Source organism: Herbiconiux sp. SALV-R1, from assembly GCF_013113715.1.
Lineage (GTDB): Bacteria > Actinomycetota > Actinomycetes > Actinomycetales > Microbacteriaceae > Herbiconiux.
The window spans coordinates 665,922-684,204 of record NZ_CP053344.1 but is presented as its reverse complement, the minus strand read 5'-3'; the positions used below and the strand labels follow the sequence as shown (position 1 = coordinate 684,204).

The following is an 18,283-nucleotide window of genomic DNA, read 5'->3' as shown; positions in this document are numbered from 1 at the left end:
CGGGGCATTGGGAGCCGCCCCGGCCAACGCATCCCCGGTGCTTCCACCTGACGGATCGACGTCGGGCCCCTCGGGCCCCTGTGGAGGGCCGGGCACAATCAAGTTCAGGAGCTACTCGCAGGTACAGCCCGCCGGCAACGTGTTCTACTACGGCGCGGTGCAGAACTGCTTCTCGACGACTCAGCGCCTGCGGGTGCGCTTCAACGTGCCAATCCCGTTTGCAAACGATTGGAGCAAATGCACGTCGGTCGCCCCGGGCGGAACGTTCACAGCATCCTCTCCGTCGTACGCGGCCTACACATGGGGCTACTGCTGAGCGACCGGCCGGGGTGACGCGCAGGTCCGCCCGTCCCGAGCTGCTGCTCGGGGCGGGCGCTCTCGTCTCTAGGATTCTCGGCTTCGCGAAAGCGCTGCTGTTGGTGATGTGCATCGGGGGAACGACCGCGGCGCCGGGCGGCCAAATTTTTGACGTTGCGAACACCCTTCCGACGGCCCTCTACGCCCTCATCGCCGGCGGTGCGCTTTCGTCGATCCTCGTTCCGGAAATTGCAGGGGCTCTACGGCGAGAAGGAGTCGCGAGCGGTGACAGTCGTGAGCACGTCAGCCAGATCGTCAGCCTAACGACATACCTTGCGCTGGCACTGACGGCATTCATGCTGGTTCTCGCGCCAGTACTAGTGAATGCCTACGCAAGCGCGTGGCCCGATTCCTGGCTGAGACTGGGGGCCGCAATGGCTCTCTGGTGCATACCGCAGGTGTTCTTTCTGGTGCAGTACGGCACGCTCTCTCAGATACTGCTGGCGCACGGGCGCTTCGGCTACGTCGCTTGGGCACCTGCGCTCTCGAATGCAGTAGTAATCTGCACGCTCTTCGCCTTTCTCACCCTGGTACCCAGTGGCCTCGTCGGAGTCGAAGAATGGACACCCACCATGGTTGGCATCCTGTGTGGTGGCGCAACACTTGGCGCCGTCGCACAATTCGCACTCATCGGCGCCCCCGTCGCCGCGCTCGGATACCGTCTCAGACTCCGTCTGCGGCTGCGACGGCTTGCCCACGTCGGCATCGGCGTGGTGTGGGGATTCCTTGGAGTGGCCTGCTGGCAGGGCTCCTATGTCGTCGTATCGAACGTCGCGTCTGCCGCGGGAGCTGCGCTGACCATCGAAGGAGTTGACGGAGCGAGTCTGAACTCCCTGTCCGCGGCCTACCTTCTCTTCCTTGTACCCCATGGCGTCATGGCTTTGTCGCTCATCACTGCGTCCTACTCCCGCATCAGTCTCTCTCTCGCAACCGGAGATGTATACCGCGGATGGGCCGACGCCTGTCGCACGGCACGGCGCGTAGTCTTCGTTTCAGCATTCTTCACCGCTCTGTTCATCGCCATCGGGCCCGCCATCGGCGCGACCGTCTGGGGCGCTCAGCCCATCGGTGAGGTACTTCAGGCACTTGGATGGGGCTTGGCGCCCTTCAGCCTCACAGTTCTCATCCAAAGACTGTTTTATGCGGTAGGTGCGGTTCGCGCACCGGTCGTAGTCCAAAGTGTGGTCGCACTTCTCACGGTCGTGGGCACCCTTCTTGTTGGCGCGTGGATATCAGCCGACCACGTCGTCGTGGGCATTGCCGCAGTCACCAGTCTGGCGACATGGGCAGGACTAATCGTGGCCCTCGTCCTGCTTCACCGAAGCCCGGCCTTCCGCGACTCTGTCACAGCCTCCGGGCGTCCGGCTATCGCGGGCGCGCTCAGAGCCACCGCTGTCGCGATCGGAGCCGGAGTCTGTGCTCGAGTGGCATGGGATCATCTGCCCAGGAGCGGTATGACCGGCCCCGTCGAAGCTGTGATGCACCTGGTCGGTGCTACAGCCTGCGCCCTCATCGTCTTCTTCGCAATTGGCATTCTTGTCCGCGACTCGACAGCGAGTGAAGCTTGGCGTCTCTGCCATTCGAGGCGCGGGGCTCGCTGATCCGAGCTTGTGTGGATGTGGATGTCGGGGTCAGAAGGGTCACTCTTGCAGCGCCGTGCTGCTGACGCGATTGCTGCTCCTTGCAATTGCCATGGTCATGGATGGCAAGCGCGTAGCGCGCGGCAGTCGCCTGCGTGGGTGGCGAGCGGCTCATGTCAACCTCGAAACTGCCGCGCGCTGCGCGCTTGCCAACCATGAATAAAACGAGCTTTCATCAGCGCATTCTGATAGAATCTCATCATGGAAACCACCCACCGGCTCACCGAGATCACAGACGATCTCTGCGCAGTCGTGGGTGAGATCTCTGGTCGGCTTTCGGGACTCTCTGACGGTGAGTTGCTTGAGGTGATGGCCGCTGTTGAGGCTGTGGGGCGGGTTGTGTCGGCGGGGCAAGTTCGGGTTGCCGGTGAGGTGGGGGTGCGGTCGCGGAGCGAGCTCGGTGATGAGGGGTTGAGCCGGTCGCAGAACTTCACTAGCCCGGTCAAGCTCGTCTCGAACGTCACGGGTGCCTCAGCACGCGAGAGCAAGACACGGCTTGAACTCGGAAGACGGATGCGCGGGGCAATGCTCCTCGGCGGCAGCGAAGGCCCCGCGCCATTCCCGGCCGTCGACCAGGCAATCGATGAAGGAAGGCTCGGAGTCGAGGCCGCCTCCGTCATCGTGCGGCAGTGCAGCGACCTCACCGTGCGCGGGTGCGCGCCCGATGTTGTGGCCAGTGCCGAGCAGACCCTTGTTGACGAGACCCTTGCGCAGGGCCTGAACGCTGACCAGACCGCGAAACTCGCCATCCACCTGCGGGAACTGCTCGACCCCGACGGGGCCGAACCCCGCGACGAACTCCACCAACAGCAGCGCTCACTCACCATCGCCCAAGCCAGCGACGGCATGATTCGGGGGAAGTTCGCCCTCACCCCCGAGCAAGGCGGCGTGTGGCTGGCAAGCATCCAGGCAATGCAGAGCCCTCGCGTCACGGGGCCCCGGTTTCTCAGTGAAGACGAAGCCATGGCGGAGTTCGCGACCGCTGACACGCGCACGCAGGTGCAGAAGAACGCCGACACCATCACCGAACTCCTCGCCCGCGCCGCAGGAGCCCCCGACATGCCCCGCATCAACGGCGCCACCACCACCGTCAACGTCCACATCACCCTCGACGACCTCGAAACCGGCCGTGGCGTCGGCTGGATCGACGGCATCACCGAACCCGTTCCCGCCTCCACCGTCGCCCAGCTGCGCTGCCACTCCCCCCTCACCACCACCGTCTTCGGCGACCGCGGCGAGATTCTCCACCACGGCAAGACCAAGCGACTCTTCACCGCCGCCCAGAACCGGGCACTCGCCGCCCGCGACGGCGGCTGCGTCTGGCCCGACTGCGACAGACCACCCTCCTACTGCGAAACACACCACGCAGAAGAATGGGTCTCAGACGACCATCCACCAGGGCGCACCGACATCGACAACGGGGTCCTCCTCTGCCACTTCCACCACTCCCACCTCCACAAGTCATCATGGAAACTCGTCATGCGCGAAGGCGTGCCGCACATCGTGCCGCCCACCTGGGTCGACTTCACCCAAACCCCGATACCGACCACCCGGCGACGCACCACCGGGCCACAGCACCAAGCTGCCTGAGCACCGGTCAAGGGGTATAGACTGCCCCTACGGCGTGCCCTACGCCGAACTGGCGCCGCCCTCGACCATCATCATCGCGGCCAATAAGCGACTACCCGTCAAAGACTGCCCCTACGACGACGCACACCGAGCACCACGAGCACGATTCCCACCACCACAAGCGCAAGCCCGATGTAGAGCCACGTCGGGTCACCCCTCATCGAGCTACCCGGAATGAGGTTCGCACCCTGGCCGGCGAAGAGGGCACCGAACAGGATGGCGACGACGCCGATGATGATGAGCGTCAGACGCCCGGCTCTGGTTCCCATGCGGGTCACGGTACTCCCCTTCCCACATTGTCGAGTCCGAGCAGTCATGCGACGGTTGAGCATGGTTCGCATCGGGAGGCATCCGGCACTGGGGGCGATCCCGCTCATCGCCGGCGTCTCGGTCTTCGCGGGGTTCGCACTCGCCGTGCCGCTGTCGGGCTTCTACGGCTGGCTCGGGGCGGGGGCCTGGAGCTACGCGCTCGCCTTCATCACCCTGCTCCTCGTGCTCGGCGGCGGCATCGCGCTGGGTCTCGGCCTCGCGTACGGCACAGTGGCGTGGGATCCGCAACGCCGCATCGCCCGCCTGCGCGGCCGCGAGGTGCCGCTCGACTCCATCACCGAGCTGTGGCGATCGATGTCGGATTCCGGCACCGCCACCTACCTCAGCTACCGCTTCGTGTCGACGAAAGGCCCCTCCGTGCGGGTGCTCGTAGCAGGGCGCCCCATGCGAGGGCTCGACGCCGACGGCCTTACAGCACTCCGCGAGTTCGTCGCAGCACTGCCGACGGGGCCCGACGCGGAGCGCATCGAAGCGGATGCTGCACGTGCGGTCGACGAAACAGGGCTCACCGAACGCCAGCGCGCAGCAGCCGTGACGATCACCACCGGTGGCGGCAAGTCACGAGTGTCACCGGCCACACTGCTCGTCGAGCTGGCGGGGTTCGTCGAAGCCAAGAACGGGACGACCGCATCCGGGAGACCTTCCGCCGTCGCCTCACCCGAACGAGCGAAGCCGTCGGCACCCGCCGACTCCATCTCCAGTGACGAGGCCGCGCGCATCCAAGCCGACTGGGCCGAAGCGGATGCTGCAGCCGCCACCCAGCTGACCGTCGAGGTGTCGACTATCCAACGTCTGCGTCGCATCGCCTTCTGGGTGACGGTGCTGCCGGTCGTGGTGGCCGCCGTTGCGATCGTGGTTGCAGTGATCGCCGAGACGGCGGGCGGGGGCTCGATCGGGTCTGACCTCAACGACTCCATCGCGGTGTGCGTGATTGGCGGCATGGTGTTCGGCGTGCTGTTCTACCTGACCTGGTGCGCCTCCGCCGACGCCGACACCCGTCGCCGCCGCCGACTTGCGGACGCTGCGTGGAACTCGCTCCCCGCATCCGACCGTCACCTCGGCATCGCCATGCCATTCCTCGCCGCCTGGACTCAACCCGCCCTGCGCCTTCGGCGCGCGCTCGCGTTCGTCGCCAGCGTGCTCGGATTCATCGTGGTGATGGTCGGCATCTTCCTGGTGGTCGAACCCGACGGCGTGCCGATCATCGGAGCCATCGCGGCGATCGTCGTGGGCGCCGCGATGATCGCCTGGTCGATCTTCGCCTTCATCGCCGTGCACCGGGCCAAGCGGAGAGACGCCGAGCGGCTCGTGCTCCTCGCCGGCTGGCGCCTGCTACCACCGGTGGTGCGGGAGCCGTGAAGGAGCCACCGGCCGCCTGGCCGGTCTGGCCCGGGTTCGGCGAACGGATCCTTCCACCAGCCGTCGAGGTGGGCTTAAATTCCGAAGGCCCCAGTTGCCTGAGGCCTTCTAACCGGTAACCGAAGTATCCGGGGGTGTGACGGGAATCCTACAGCTCTAAGTCGAACTTTTGCCCGATCTCGCGGCCGCCACCTCGGCGCCGCGGGCGGTCGACCAGAAGCCGGCCACCGCATCCTGGACCTCGGGGGCGGTGATGTTCGCGCCGAAGAGGGGGCCGTGGGGCTGGAGGACGATGCTGTCGTGGAGGGTGCCGACGGCGACGGGGTCGAAGCCGGCGGCATCGACGAGGGTGGAGGCGGCGGCGAGTGCCTGGGCGTCGTCGGCGGCGAGGGCGATGGCCTTGCGGTCGGGGGATCCGGCGGGGCGCGGGCCCTCGTCGAGGTCGTGGTAGCCCATGTGGTTGAAGGCCTTCATGACGCGGGAATCAGGCAGGAAGCTTTGCACGAGCTCGCTGGTCGAGACGCGCGGGTCGTCGAGGTCGTCGCGGAGGCCGTCGACCTCCCACCAGTAGTTCATCGCGTCGACGACGACCTTGCCGGCGAGGAGGTCGGCGGGGATGCTGCGGTACTTGCCGAGCGGCAGCGCGAGGAGGACGATGTCGGATGCTCGCGCCACCTCCTCCGCCGTCGTCGCGACAGCGCCGGGAGCGAGAACGTCGATGATGAGCGAGATCTTCGCGGGGCTGCCGGATCCGGCGATGAGCACGCGGTAGCCGGCAGCGAGCAGGAGGCGGCTGAGCACGGTGCCGACCTTGCCGGCGCCGAGGATGCCGATGGTGGGGAGGGTGGAGAGGGACGCGGCGTCAGGCATGGGTGGAACCGATCTTGGCCAAGGGGTGGGTGGGCGCATCAGGTGCCTGCTCAGCGTCGGCCGCCGACGCCTCCAGCAGCTCCCGCACCCGCGGCGCCACCACCGTGCCGAACAGCTCGATGGTGCGCGCCCTCGCCTCCACCGACAGCCCGCCGATGTCGTACTTGAGGTCGAAGCGGGTGATGCCGAGCGACCGCGTCATGCGCACGATCTTCTGCGCGACCGTCTCGGGCGAGCCGACGAACAGCGCACCGGTCTCGAGCTCGAGCTCGTAGCGCTCGCGCGTGGGCGGGTAGAAGCCGCGCTCGCGCGCCATGCTCGTGACGAGCGGCTGCCACGAGCGCCACCAGGTCTCGGCGGCCTCCTCATCCGTGTCGGCGATGAGACCGAGGGCGTGCTGGCCGACGGGCTGCGCCGGCTGACCGAACTGGGCGAGGGCGCGGTGGTAGAGGTCGACGTGTCCGGCGAAGCGCTCGGGCTCACCGCCGATGATGGCGAGCAGCAGCGGCAGGCCGCAGCGCGCGGCACGGATGACCGACTCGGGGCTGCCGCCCACACCGATCCAGGTCGGAATGCCGCCCGGCCGCATCCGCGGGTGCAGCGTCACGTCGGTGAGCGGGGTGCGCACCGTGCCCTCCCAGGTCACCGACTCCTCCCGCTGCAGCCGCATGAACAGCTCGAGCTTCTCCTCGAACAGCGTCTCGTAGTCGTCGAGCTTGTAGCCGAACAGCGGGAACGACTGGGTCTGGGATGCACGCCCCAGCACCAGCTGCGCCCGCCCGTTCGACAGGGCGTCGAGGGTCGAGAACTCGTTGTAGAGCCGCACCGGGTCGTTGGTGCTGAGCACCGTGACGGCGGTGCCGAGACGGATGCGCTCGGTCGCCGTCGCGATGCCAGCCAGCAGCACCGGGGTGGCCGAGTCGACGTAGCCCTCGCGGTAGTGCTCGCCGAGGCTGAAGATGTCGAGGCCGACGCGCTCGGCGTGCTTGGCCTCGTCGACGAGGAGGCGGACGGTCTCGGCGTCGGTGAGAGTGCGGGGTGCAGCGGCGGTGCCGCCAGGGCCGGCGCTGCCGGCGGCCGTCGGCACGTCGCCGAACGAGTTGAGTCCGAATTCGATCATGATTGACATGTCAACTAGGAGGACCCGTGGAGAATTCCCGCCCCGCACACCGGCGCCCGTCGCCCACCCCGCACGACCTGCGGGTGTGGCGCGATTTCGTGGAAACCGGGGCGCGCATCCGGTCGCTGCTGGGCGCGCGACTGCAGGCCGAGTCGGGTGTGTCGGCGGGCGACTACTCGGTGATGCTCGCCCTCTCGGAGGCGCCCGGGAAGCGGATGCGCTCCTCCGAACTCGCGGAGACCGTCGGTTGGGAACGCAGCCGGCTCTCGCACCACCTCGGCCGCATGGAGAAGCGCGGGCTCGTCTCGCGCGCCCCCTCCGCCGCCGACAGTCGCGGGGCCGAGGTCACGCTCACCGCGGAGGGCGCCTCGCGGTTCAGGGTGGCGTCGGTCGCCCACCTTCGCGCGGTGCAGGAGCTGTTCGTCGAGGCGTTCGAACCGCCGTCGGAGGCCGATCTCGACGCCGTCGAAGCGACGACCCTTGCGCTCAGGCGCCACCTGGACAAAATTTAAGCGAGTAGACCTCTCAGCCCGCTGCGCGCGCCGCCCCGCCCGGATCGGCCAGCACCAGCGCAGCCCCGTGCTCACGGATCCCGCTCGCGGCCGAGTCGCTGAGCGCAGCATCCGTGATCACCACGTCCACCTCGTCGAGGCCGAAGATGCGATAGCGGCCGAAGGTGCCGTACTTCGACGCGCCCGCCACGAGCACCGCCTCCGAGGCCACCTCGAGGGCCGCCTTCTTCAGCTCGACCTTCGACTCGGCGGGGGTGGTGACGCCGCGGTGCAGGTCCCACGAGCTCGACGAGAGGAACGCGACATCCACCGACAGCTCGCGCAGCGTCAGCGCGGCGAGCCGCCCCACCGTCGACTGGTTCGCCTTCTCGACCCGCCCGCCCAGCGCGATGATGTCGACCGTGGGGTGGTCGAGGAACGAGCTCACCACGGCGAGGTCGTTCGACACCACCGTGAGGTCGGCGACCCCGTCGAGGTAGGGGCGCATGGCCTGGATGGTCGTGCCGGCATCGAGGAACACCGTCATCCCGTCGCTCACCAGGCGGGCGGCCTCGCGGGCCATCGCATCCTTCTCGATGAGATCCTGCGTCGACTTCTCCAGACGCGAGGGCTCGACCGACAGGCGCGACGAGATCTTCGCACCACCCGGCGTCGCCAGCACCCGGCCGGCGGCCTCGAGGGCGGCGATGTCGCGACGGATGGTCATCTGACTCACTCCGAGCAGCGCCGTGAGCTGGTGGTAGCTCATCACCGACTCACGCCTGAGGTGCTTCACGATCAGCTCGCGCCGCTGATCGGGGATCAACGGCGTCTCCTCCGAATCGGACACGGCACCTCCTTGTCGATGCGACCAGCTTAGAGCGTGACCGACTCCGCCACCGTCGACCACGGCGTGCCCCACTTCTCGCTCAGCGCCGCCACATCGGCGGTCGGCAGCACCCGGCGCGGGCGCCCCTCGGTGAGCAGCGCGATGCGGCACGCCTCCTCGAGCTCGATCGCCGCCTCGACCGCCGACTCCGGGTCGGGGCCGCTCGTGATCTGCCCGTGGTTCGAGAGCACCGCGGCCTGGAACGGGAAGTCGAGGGCACTCACCAGCTCGCCGAGCTCGGGGCTGCCGGGCACCCGGAACGGGATGAGCGGGGCCTGCCCCACCCGCATCACGAAGTAGGGGGTGAGCGGCGGCACGGCGCTGAACTCGCTCCACGGCTCGAGGCACGACAGCGCCACCGCGTGCGGCGAGTGCACGTGCACCACAGCCGAGTGCGCGGGGTTCTTCGCGTAGAACGCGAGGTGCAGCGAAGTCTCCTTGGAGGCGCGCGGCCCGTCGAGGCGCGCACCCGAGCGGTCGAGCACCGCGATGTCGGCGCGGGTGAGGCGGGCCAGGTCGGTGCCGGTGCCGGTCGCGTAGACGAGGTCGCCGGAGGTGACGCTGAGGTTGCCGCTCGAGCCGGGGCTGATGCCGGCCGCGGCGATGCGCTCGCCCATCGCGATCACGGTGTCGCGCGGGTCGGATGCTTCGGTCACGAGAGTGCCTCCCAGGCAGAGATGAAGAGGTCGTCGGCCCCGAAGTTGCCCGACTTGAGGGCGAGCGCGACGTCGGTTCCGGATGCTCGGCCCGCCCCGTCGCCCGCCTCACCGGTGCGCGTGAGCGACCAGCAGACGCCGGGTGCGAGCTGCGGGCCGATGAGCAGACGCGTGCAGCCGAGCGCTGTCGCGACGGCGCCCGAGGTCTCGCCACCCGCCACCACCACACGGCGCACGCCGAGACGCTCGACCGCCTCGACCACTACACGCGACAGCACCGCCTCGACGGCCTCCGCCGCGGCGGCCTCACCGGCCCGGATGTCGTCGAGCGACGCCACGGAGTACACGACCGGCACGGCCTCCTCCGCGAGCCCGGCGAGCCACTCGGTCACCTCGCCCACGACGGCATCCGGTGCCGCAACTGCCCGGTCGACGTCGAGCTTGAAGCCCGCTGCGCCAGAGCTGAGCGCGTGGGCGATCTGCGCCCGCGTCTTCGCCGACGCACTGCCGCACACCACGAGGCGGCGGCCCGCCGGCGCGTCGAAGCGCTGCAGGGCCGGGTCGTGCTCTCCGCGCATGCCGAAGGCGAGGCCCGCGCTGCCGGAGAGCACGCGCCAGTCGCGGGTGGCCGCCTGCACGGTCTCGAGCTCGGCGTTCGTGGTGGCGTCGACGACCAGGTAGGCGGCGGTGGAGGCGTCGAGGGCGGCACGCACCGCATCCGGGCCCCGCTGCACCACCTCGACCGGCACCTCGTCGATCGCCCGCGAGGTCTGCGGCTGCAGGATGCTCGCCACGCGCGACTCGGTCATCGGCGTGAGCGGATGGTGGCGCATCGGGGAGTCGCTGAGCGGCTCGCCGTTCACGAAGAGCTCGCCGTGCACGACCGTGCGGCCGTTGTCGGGGAAGGAGGGGACGACGACGGTGCGGCGCTCCCCCACCTCGTCGAGCACGGCGTCGAGCACGGGCCCGATGTTGCCCGCGGGCGTGGAGTCGAAGGTGGAGCAGTACTTCACGAAGTACTGCTGCGGGTCGAGGGAGGCCAGGCCGCGGAGCGCGGCGAGTGACTGAGCGACGGCGTCGGAGACGGGAACGGTGCGGGTCTTGAGGGCCACGACGACGGCGTCGAGATCGTCGAGGTCACTCGCGCCCGAGGAGATCGCCTCGGCGCCCAGCAGCACCGCGACCCGGAACCCTCGCTCGCGCAGCGAGGTGGCGAGGTCGGTCGCTCCGGTGAAGTCGTCGGCGATGGCGCCCAGACGCAGCAAGGGGACTCCTCTTCGAGATGGCGGATGCACGGGTTCGGCTCCGCAATCACATCACATGTGAATTGATGTTGCAAAGTTTGAAAATTTGTTCAGATCGTGTGTATGGTGGGCCAATCGTCAGATCGACCGCGTGGAACGAGCCGCGCAGATGGGACCAATGGTGACCTCCCCCGTGCACCCGACACAGCCGGGAACCCCGATCCGCGTCGCCCTCACCGGAGCGCGCGGCGGATTCGGCCGCACCTTCCTGGCGCAGGTGCGCGCGGTTCCGCGCCTCGTGGTGACCCAGCTGATCGACCCCGACACCGAGGGCGTAGCGGCGATGCTCGACGAGCTCGAGTTCGAGGGCCCCGCACGAGAGCGAGCCGCCCTCGTCGCCTCCGCCGACGCCGTCGACTGGGCCGACGTCGACGTGCTCGTCGAGGCCACCGGCCGCATCGACGCCGGCTACGACTACGCCGCCACCGCCATCGCCCACGGCGTGCACGTGGTGATGGTGAGCAAAGAGGTCGAGTCGCTCGCCGGGGTGAGCCTCTCGGCCGCCGCGACCGCCGCCGGCGTGCGCTACCTCCCGGGCGACGGCGACCAGCCCGCCAACCTGCTGCGCCTGCTCGACTGGGTGGAGCGCACCGGCCTCGAGGTCGTCGCCCTCGGCAAGTCGGGCGAGTACGACCTCGTCCTCGATCCCGAGGCGGGCACCGTCACCCAGCTCGACGAGACCGTCGACGCCCCGGAGCTCCCCGGCCTGCTCACGCTCGGCGACGACGTGGCGGCGACACTCACGGCACGAGCATCCGCCGTCTCGACGCTCAAGCGCTCGGCCGCCGCCGACTCCTGCGAGATGGCCGTCGTCTCCCTGTACACCGGCGCCCGCGCCGACGTCGAAGCCCTGCACTACCCGGTCGCCCGGCCCGACGAGCTCGCCGACATCTACACCGCGCGCGCCGACGGCGGCATCCGGATGCGCGACCGCGTCGTCGACGTCTTCTCCATGCTCCGCCTGCCGGGCGAGGCCAGCTTCGCCGGCGGCGTGTTCGCCGTGGTGCGCACCAACGACCCGGTCACCTGGGAGCTGCTGCGCGGCAAGGGACACGTGGTCTCCCGCTCGGGCGAGTACGCCTGCATCTACTGGCCGTATCACGCGATGGGGGTCGAGACCGTTCTGACGGTGCTCGACGCGTTCGACGGCACCGCGCCGGCGCGCACGCCCCGGCAGCACACCGTGCTCGCCGCGCGGGCCGCGGCACCGCTGGCCGCAGGCACGCGGTTCCGTGTCGAGGGCCATCACCACGAGATCGCCGGGGTCGCGACGGCGATCGTCGACCGCGAGGTCGCAACCGGGGTCGCTCCCTATTACCTGCTGAGTGGCGCGGTGCTCACGCGCGACGTCGCGGCGGGCGAGCTGATCGAGCTCGCCGACCTCGACGAGATGCCGGCCGGTGCGCTCGGCGCGTTCACCGAGGGGTTCGCGCTGTGAACGCCGAGACCCTCCAGCGCGAGATGCTCCCCCAGGGCTACGACCTGCGCATCCTCGATGCCCATCACCACTTCTGGAACCTGGAGGGCGAGGGCAGCTGGCCGTGGATCCAGCACGAGTACAACCCCGACTTCTTCCTCGGCGACTACAACGCCATGCGCCACACCTTCCTGCGCGAGCAGTATCTCGCCGCCACGCACGGCTGGTCGGTGATCGGCACCGTGCACTGCGAGGCCGAGCGCTCGCGCGACGAGGAAGTGGCTGAAGACGAGTTCCTGGAGTCGTTGCACGCCGAAGACCCGCGCTTTCCGACGGCCGTCGTCGCGCACGCGTCGTTCTTGAGTGACGACCTCGACGAGGTGCTCGCGGGGCATGCCGCGCATCCGCTGGTCAGGGGCATCCGTTCGAAGCCCGTCATCGCCGCCGACGCGAGGGCCGCGCGCTCGGGCGCCGTCGCGGGCCGGCCCGGTTCGCTGCACGACGAGCGCTGGGTCGCCGGGCTGCGTAAGCTCTCCGGCTACGGGTTCTCGTACGACCTGCGCGTGCCGTTCTACCACCTCGCCGAGGCCGCCGACGTTCTCGCGGGCATCCCCGGTCTGCGGGTCGTCGTGAACCACTGCGGCCTGCCGCTCGACCGCAGCGACGAGGGTCTCGCCGTCTGGCGCGACGGGATGCGGCGGCTGGCCGCCCTGCCCGACATCAGCGTGAAGGTGTCGGAGCTCGGCCTCTACCGCAACGTGTGGAACCGCGACTCGAACATCGCCGTCGTGCGCGAGACCCTCGAGATCTTCGGCTTCGACCGCGCGATGTTCGCCTCGAACCTGCCCGTCGCCACCCTGACGGCACCCACCTTCGATGACGTGATGGAGGTGATGCTCACCGGCGCCGCCGGAGCATCCGTCACCGAACTCGACCAGCTGTTCCACGCCACGGCCGCACGCGTGTACCGCGTCGGCCTCCCGAACCCCACCACAGAAAGCTGACCATGAACACTGTCAACGACGACAAGCTCTTCCGCAAGGTGATGCTGCGCGTCCTCCCCCTCGCCATGCTCGGGTTCTTCCTGTCGTACCTCGACCGGGTGAACATCGGCTACGCGCAGGAGACGATGAGCGCCGACCTCGGCTTCTCCTACGCCGTCTACGGCCTCGGCGCCGGCCTGTTCTTCGTGGGGTACTTCATCTTCGAGATCCCCTCGAACCTGATCCTCGCCCGTGTCGGCGCCCGCAAGTGGATCGCGCGCATCATGATCACCTGGGGCATCATCTCGGGGCTCATGTTCTTCGTGAACAGCGAGTGGCTGTTCTACCTGCTGCGGTTCCTGCTCGGTGTGGCCGAGGCGGGCTTCATCCCCGGCATCCTGTTCTACATGGCGTCGTGGTTCCCGCCGAGCCGCCGCGGGCGAGCCTGGGGCATCTTCTACATCGCCCTCGCCTCCTCCGGCCTCATCGGTGGACCGGTGTCGGGCGTCATCCTCGCCAACATGGACGGCATCGGCGGGCACGCCGGCTGGCAGTGGCTGTTCTTCATCGAGGCCATCCCCACCGTGCTGCTCGGCATCGTCATCCTGTTCGTGCTGCAGGAGGACTACCGCACCGTGAAGTGGCTGAAGCCCGCCGAGAAGGACCGCCTCGGCGCCCTGCTCGCCGCCGAAGCACCCGCCGGTGGCCACACGCCGCTGCGCCAGGTGTTCAAGAGCAAGCTGATCTGGATGCTCACGGCCGTCTACTTCTCCTACAACTTCGCGCTCTACGGCATCAGCTTCTGGCTTCCCAACCTCGTCGGCGAGCTCGGGTTCGCGGGCCCCATCGCGATCGGGTTCATCTCGGCCATCCCGTCGCTCGCCGCGATCGTCTCGATGGTGACCTTCGGCTTCCTCTCCGACCGGGTCGGCGAGCGCAAGAAGTTCATCGCGGCGGCCTTCGTGCTGTCGGCCCTCGGGTTCGCGCTGTGCATCGTGGCGGGAACCTCGAACCCCATCCTCGGCGTCATCGGGCTGTCGCTCGCCAACGCGGGTGCGCTGTCGATCCCGGCCATCTTCTGGAGCTTCCAGACCTCGATGCTCGCGGGCACCGCCCTCGCCGGCGGCATCGCGCTCATCAACTCGACCGGCAACCTCGCGGGCTTCGCCGCGCCGTACCTCATCGGTGCGGTGAAGGACTCGCTCGGGTCGGCCACGGTGGCGCTGTACATCACGGGCGGCATCATGCTGCTCGGGGCGGTGCTGGTGCTGACGATCAAGCGGAGCGGGCGGGTGCCGCGGGAGGACGACGTGGCGCCGGTGGCCGGGATCGGGTCGGATGCGGGGCACCCTCAGCGGGTCTCGTGACGAGGCCCGCCGGCCCCGTCCACGCACGCCTCAGACAACGCTGATGTAGCTCGGGTAACTTCGCTCCTCGTGTCAGAGTCTCAGCCCCCCGAAGCCGCCGACGGGCGACCCGTCTCGCGGGCCGCGGGCATCCGGGTGCGCGAAGCCGACCTCGGAGCGCGCACGCCGATCGGCGGCGGGCCGGCGACCGAGGCGCTGCGGCTCGACAGCTTCACCGTGCCCGGGCACCGCGGCGGGCTCGCGTTCGTGCGGTTCCGCGACGCGGACGCCCCGTTCTGGAACTCGGCGACCCTCGCGCGGCTCGTCGCCCTGCGCTGGGGGTTCGAGGCGCGCGACCGGGCGACGCTCGACGGGGTGGCGGCGTGGCCGCTGGCCGTGGTGGAGGGCGACGACGGCGGGGTCGTGGGGTGTCTCGTGCCGCTGGCCGCGCATCCGTTCTACTTCGTGCCCGTCGAGGAGGGCGGCAGCCGCGGGAGCAAGGCGCCGCAGCAGGTGAAGTGGCTGGTCGGCGCGCCGAAGCGCGCTCGGCGGGCGGGAGCCGCGGTGGTGTCGGAGCGTGACCTGCTCACCCGCATCACCGTGCTCGCCCGGGTGTGCGTGCTGGTCGAACTGCTGCACCGCAACGGTGTCGTGTTCGGCGACCTGAGCGAGCGGTCGGTGCTGTTCGGGGCGGGCGAGGTGGCGTCGGCGTTCGTCGTGGGGTGCGAGGGTGCGGCGTTCGCGGGCGAGGAGGCGCTGCAGCGCAACAGCGCGGGCTGGGCGGCACCCGAGGCCTACGGCGAGGCGGATGCTGCGCTCACGACGACTCCGTCGGTGCAGACTCCCGCGACCGATCGGTACAAGCTCGCGCTGCTCATCCTGCGGGTGCTCGCACCGGCGGGCGAGGGGCTGGAGCGGAGTCGTGACCCCGATCGCGTGCGCACCGTGTTCGACGCGACCGGGCTGCAGCTGATGACGGATGCGCTCGCCGACGACGCCTCGCACCGCCCGTCGGCCGCCGACTGGTACGGCTACCTCCGCGGCGTGCTGCTCGAGAATCTCGCGGCACCCGTCATCCGGAGCGTCGACGTGAGCCCGGCGCTCGTGGCGGAGGGCGACGAGGTGCGGCTCGAGATCTCGGTGTCGGGCGCGCAGCAGGTCACGATCGAGCTGCCGGGCCGCGCGTTCATCACCCGCGAGGTGGCGCGGCGCGTGGTGTCGGAGCGCTTCACCGCGCGGCAGAGCGGACGCATCAGCGTGCGGGCCCGCAACGCCCACGGCGAGGTCGAGGTGCTGTCAGACCCCGTGCGGGTGCTGCCCGTCCCGACGCCCGGACGGCTGCCGATGGCGACGGTCGAGGTGCCCGGGTCGCTCGGCGTGCTGCCCGACCTGGCGCCGTTGCAGGCGGGGCTCGGCATCGCATCCGGTGCCGAGTCGGATGCGGGCGGCTCCCCCTACGAGCGCATGGCGGCGCTCCGCGCCCGCCTCGACGCCGACGCGATGCCCCTGAACGACGTGCTGCGCATCGGGCTCGAGGCCGAACGCGCCTCCCGCGACCACGCGGCCCTCTTCCCCTCCTTCGAGAAGTTCTTGGGTGAAGTCTTGCCCCCGGGCGGGCCCGCTCTTCCCACCGGCCGCGGTCGCAACGACGTCGACGCACGGGCCGACGACCGCTAGGTCACTGGGCTTCCGGGGCGAAGCGCTCCCCCAACCAGGCAGCGATCTCATCGATCGAGTCGAGCTCATCCGAAGCGACGTCGAGCATGAACTGGTACTCGCCCTCGATGTCGATCGTGTTCCAGTACCCGTTCTTGGCGTAGAAGAAGAGCGCGGCGACTAGGGCCAGCCGCTTGTTCCCATCGAAGAGCGAGTGGTTCTTCGCGAGCCCGTGGAGCAGTGCGGCGGCCTTGTGGTGAATGCCCGGGTAGGCCTCCTGCCCGAACATGGAGGCGGTCGGGCGGCCGATCGCTGACAGCAGGAGCGCCGAATCCCTGACGCGCTCTTCGGGCCGATCCGTATCGAAGAGCCGTGCGATGATGTGCATGACTTCTGGGAACGTGATCGGGTTCACGTTCACGTGCGCGACAGGCGATCGATGACGTCACCGTGCTCGATCAGAAGCCTGTCGAGAATCTGGTTCATGCCGGTGGCACGAACAGCGGCGTAGTCGTCGACCGCCTCTGACACGATCGCGGTGAAAGTCGTTCCCTGGCGAGCGGCGAGTTCGTTGATCATCTCGATCTGCTCTGGGGTGAAGCCGATGAGCTTCTTGGTCTTCGTCGAGGGCACGATGCCTCCCTTCGTATATGCGCTGTGCCCGCGAGTATATACCTCAGTTGACGGTGGGCAGGACGATGACCTTGCCGCGGAGGGTGCCGGCGGTGGCCTCGGCGTGCACGTCCGCGAGGCCCGAGAGGGTCACGCGGCGGGCGACCTCGACGCGCACCGCGCCCGAGTCGACCAGGGACGCGATCTGGGCGAGCTCGTCGGCATCGCTGCGCACGTAGACGACCACCGAGCGCACCGAGCGGGACTCGTCGTCGGGGGTGGGCATCCAGGCGGTGGTGCTGACGACCACGCCGCCGTCGCGAACGCGGGCGACGAGGGCGGTGAACTCGTCGGCGTCGAGGGGGGCGAGGTTGAGGAGGACGTCGACGGGGGCGGAGAGCGCGGAAAGCACCGAGGATGCCGTGTGGTCGACCACCTCGTCAGCCCCTGCCGCGCGCACCGACGCCGCCGAGCGCGGGCTCGCCGTGGCGATGACGTGGGCGCCGGCGCGCTTCGCGAACTGCACGGCGAAGCCGCCGACCGTGCCGCCGGCGCCGGTGATGAGGATGCGCTGACCGGTAGCCAGGCCCGCCTCGTCGAAGAGCGCCTGCCACGCGGTGAGCGAGACCGACGGGATCGCCGCCGCGACTTCGAGAGCGATCGAGGTCGGGGCCGCGACGAGTGCCGAAGCAGGGGCGACGACGAACTCGGCGGCGGCACCCGGCGCCGTCATGGGGAGGAAGCCGATGACCGCGTCGCCGACGGCCAGCCCCGAGACCCCCTCGCCGAGGGCGTCGACCGTGCCGGAGACGTCGTAACCCGGGGTGTGCGGAAGCTCGACCGGAATCGGGAGGTACCCCGCCCGGATGCCGTTGTCGGCCGGGTTGAACGCCGACGCGGCGACGCGGATGCGCACCTCGCCCGCGCCCGGAGCGGGAGTCTCGACGTCGTCGATCTGCAGAACCTCGGGGGCCCCGTGCTGGTGGAAACGTGCTGCCTTCATGATGTGTCTCCTTCGCTGGTTGATGGCGGGATACCTTGCGCATCCGTTTGCTTCGATGTCGAAGCACTTACCATGACTGTAACAGTGCTTCGATCTCGAAGCAAGTAGACTGGGCACCATGACCGACGAGACGACCGACGCAGCACTCGACCCCACCGAACTCGGCGCCTACTTCGCGCTCATCGAGGTGAGCAGCCTGCTGCGGCACGCCGTCGAGCAGCAGCTGAAGGAGGCGGGCGACCTCAGCTACGTGCAGTTCCAGCTGCTCGCCACCCTCGGCGACTCCCCCGAAGGCAGCAGACGGATGACCGACCTCGCCGACGGGGTCGTCTACAGCAGGAGCGGCCTCACCCACCAGGCCGGGCTGCTCGAGAAGGCCGGGCTAGTCACCCGGGCGCCATCGCTCGAGGACGAGCGCAGCGTAACGGTGACGATCACGCAGGCCGGCCGCGACCGGCTCGCCACGGTGTTCCCGGGGCACATCGCGGTGCTGAAGAAGCTCTTCCTCGCGCCGATCGACGCGGGCGAGGTGGCCGAGCTCGGGCGCACGCTGTCGGCCGTGCGCGACCACATGCGGTCGAACCCGCCGCGCTCCGCAGCGCCCCGCCGCCGCCGCTGAAA

18 protein-coding genes are annotated in these 18,283 nt (G+C 69.3%); 9 read left to right on the top strand and 9 right to left on the bottom strand.

Features of this window, described 5'->3' with window-relative positions:
* Positions 1-329: 329 nt before the first annotated feature.
* Both murJ and HL652_RS03395 read left to right on the top strand, forming a co-directional pair.
* Positions 330-1,958 (top strand): murein biosynthesis integral membrane protein MurJ, encoded by a 1,629-nt coding sequence (murJ, locus tag HL652_RS03400; protein WP_171703994.1) that lies wholly within the window; start codon positions 330-332, stop codon positions 1,956-1,958.
* A 240-nt stretch (positions 1,959-2,198) separates the two neighbouring features.
* Positions 2,199-3,587, top strand: a complete 1,389-nt coding sequence (locus tag HL652_RS03395; protein WP_171703993.1) for an HNH endonuclease signature motif containing protein — start codon at positions 2,199-2,201, stop codon at positions 3,585-3,587.
* Between the two features lie 98 nt (positions 3,588-3,685).
* Here HL652_RS03395 and HL652_RS03390 read toward each other — a convergent pair whose 3' ends face one another.
* The gene (locus HL652_RS03390; RefSeq protein WP_171703992.1) at positions 3,686-3,895 is read right to left on the bottom strand and encodes a hypothetical protein; all 210 of its coding nucleotides are present in this window, start codon (positions 3,893-3,895) and stop codon (positions 3,686-3,688) included.
* 61 nt (positions 3,896-3,956) lie between these two features.
* Between HL652_RS03390 and HL652_RS03385 the strand changes: the two genes are divergently transcribed.
* Positions 3,957-5,315, top strand: coding sequence for a hypothetical protein (locus tag HL652_RS03385; protein WP_171703991.1), 1,359 nt, complete (start codon positions 3,957-3,959; stop codon positions 5,313-5,315).
* 156 nt (positions 5,316-5,471) lie between these two features.
* Here HL652_RS03385 and HL652_RS03380 read toward each other — a convergent pair whose 3' ends face one another.
* Positions 5,472-6,185: an NADPH-dependent F420 reductase gene (locus tag HL652_RS03380; protein ID WP_171703990.1), complete on the bottom strand. Its 714-nt coding sequence runs from the start codon at positions 6,183-6,185 to the stop codon at positions 5,472-5,474.
* Positions 6,178-7,305, bottom strand: coding sequence for an LLM class flavin-dependent oxidoreductase (locus HL652_RS03375; RefSeq protein WP_371743562.1), 1,128 nt, complete (start codon positions 7,303-7,305; stop codon positions 6,178-6,180). Before HL652_RS03375 ends, HL652_RS03380 begins: the two co-directional genes overlap by 8 nt.
* Before the next feature lie 26 nt (positions 7,306-7,331).
* On the opposite strand from HL652_RS03375, the gene HL652_RS03370 reads away from it, so the two are divergent.
* A complete protein-coding gene (locus HL652_RS03370; RefSeq protein WP_171703988.1) occupies positions 7,332-7,817 on the top strand; it encodes a MarR family winged helix-turn-helix transcriptional regulator in 486 nt (161 codons plus the stop codon).
* 13 nt (positions 7,818-7,830) lie between these two features.
* Here HL652_RS03370 and HL652_RS03365 read toward each other — a convergent pair whose 3' ends face one another.
* Genes HL652_RS03365 through otnK form a run of 3 tightly spaced genes read right to left on the bottom strand, consistent with a single transcriptional unit; the run spans position 7,831 to position 10,606 of the window.
* Positions 7,831-8,646, bottom strand: coding sequence for a DeoR/GlpR family DNA-binding transcription regulator (locus HL652_RS03365; RefSeq protein WP_171703987.1), 816 nt, complete (start codon positions 8,644-8,646; stop codon positions 7,831-7,833).
* A gap of 26 nt (positions 8,647-8,672) precedes the next feature.
* Positions 8,673-9,341: a class II aldolase/adducin family protein gene (locus HL652_RS03360; protein WP_253743617.1), complete on the bottom strand. Its 669-nt coding sequence runs from the start codon at positions 9,339-9,341 to the stop codon at positions 8,673-8,675.
* Positions 9,338-10,606, bottom strand: a complete 1,269-nt coding sequence (gene otnK / locus HL652_RS03355; protein WP_171703986.1) for a 3-oxo-tetronate kinase — start codon at positions 10,604-10,606, stop codon at positions 9,338-9,340. Before otnK ends, HL652_RS03360 begins: the two co-directional genes overlap by 4 nt.
* 157 nt (positions 10,607-10,763) lie before the next feature.
* On the opposite strand from otnK, the gene HL652_RS03350 reads away from it, so the two are divergent.
* From HL652_RS03350 to HL652_RS03335, 4 genes are all read left to right on the top strand, one after another.
* Complete coding sequence (locus HL652_RS03350) at positions 10,764-12,083, top strand: homoserine dehydrogenase (RefSeq protein WP_171703985.1); 1,320 nt, start codon at positions 10,764-10,766, stop codon at positions 12,081-12,083.
* Positions 12,080-13,066 carry an amidohydrolase family protein gene (locus HL652_RS03345; protein ID WP_171703984.1) on the top strand — a complete coding sequence of 329 codons (987 nt, stop codon included), beginning with the start codon at positions 12,080-12,082 and terminating at the stop codon, positions 13,064-13,066. Before HL652_RS03350 ends, HL652_RS03345 begins: the two co-directional genes overlap by 4 nt.
* A 2-nt stretch (positions 13,067-13,068) precedes the next feature.
* A complete protein-coding gene (locus tag HL652_RS03340; RefSeq protein WP_171703983.1) occupies positions 13,069-14,412 on the top strand; it encodes an MFS transporter in 1,344 nt (447 codons plus the stop codon).
* Positions 14,413-14,481: 69 nt separating this feature from the next.
* Complete coding sequence (locus HL652_RS03335) at positions 14,482-16,068, top strand: hypothetical protein (protein ID WP_171703982.1); 1,587 nt, start codon at positions 14,482-14,484, stop codon at positions 16,066-16,068.
* A gap of 1 nt (position 16,069) precedes the next feature.
* On the opposite strand, the gene HL652_RS03330 is transcribed toward HL652_RS03335, so the two are convergent.
* The 3 genes from HL652_RS03330 to HL652_RS03320 are packed head-to-tail and all read right to left on the bottom strand — an operon-like array spanning position 16,070 to position 17,662.
* A complete protein-coding gene (locus HL652_RS03330) occupies positions 16,070-16,468 on the bottom strand; it encodes a type II toxin-antitoxin system death-on-curing family toxin (RefSeq protein WP_216603984.1) in 399 nt (132 codons plus the stop codon).
* Complete coding sequence (locus HL652_RS03325; RefSeq protein WP_171703981.1) at positions 16,465-16,680, bottom strand: hypothetical protein; 216 nt, start codon at positions 16,678-16,680, stop codon at positions 16,465-16,467. Before HL652_RS03325 ends, HL652_RS03330 begins: the two co-directional genes overlap by 4 nt.
* A gap of 43 nt (positions 16,681-16,723) precedes the next feature.
* On the bottom strand, positions 16,724-17,662 hold the full coding sequence (locus HL652_RS03320) for an NADP-dependent oxidoreductase (protein ID WP_171703980.1): 939 nt from the start codon (positions 17,660-17,662) through the stop codon (positions 16,724-16,726).
* 118 nt (positions 17,663-17,780) lie between these two features.
* On the opposite strand from HL652_RS03320, the gene HL652_RS03315 reads away from it, so the two are divergent.
* A complete protein-coding gene (locus HL652_RS03315) occupies positions 17,781-18,281 on the top strand; it encodes a MarR family winged helix-turn-helix transcriptional regulator (protein WP_171703979.1) in 501 nt (166 codons plus the stop codon).
* Positions 18,282-18,283 lie beyond the last annotated feature (2 nt).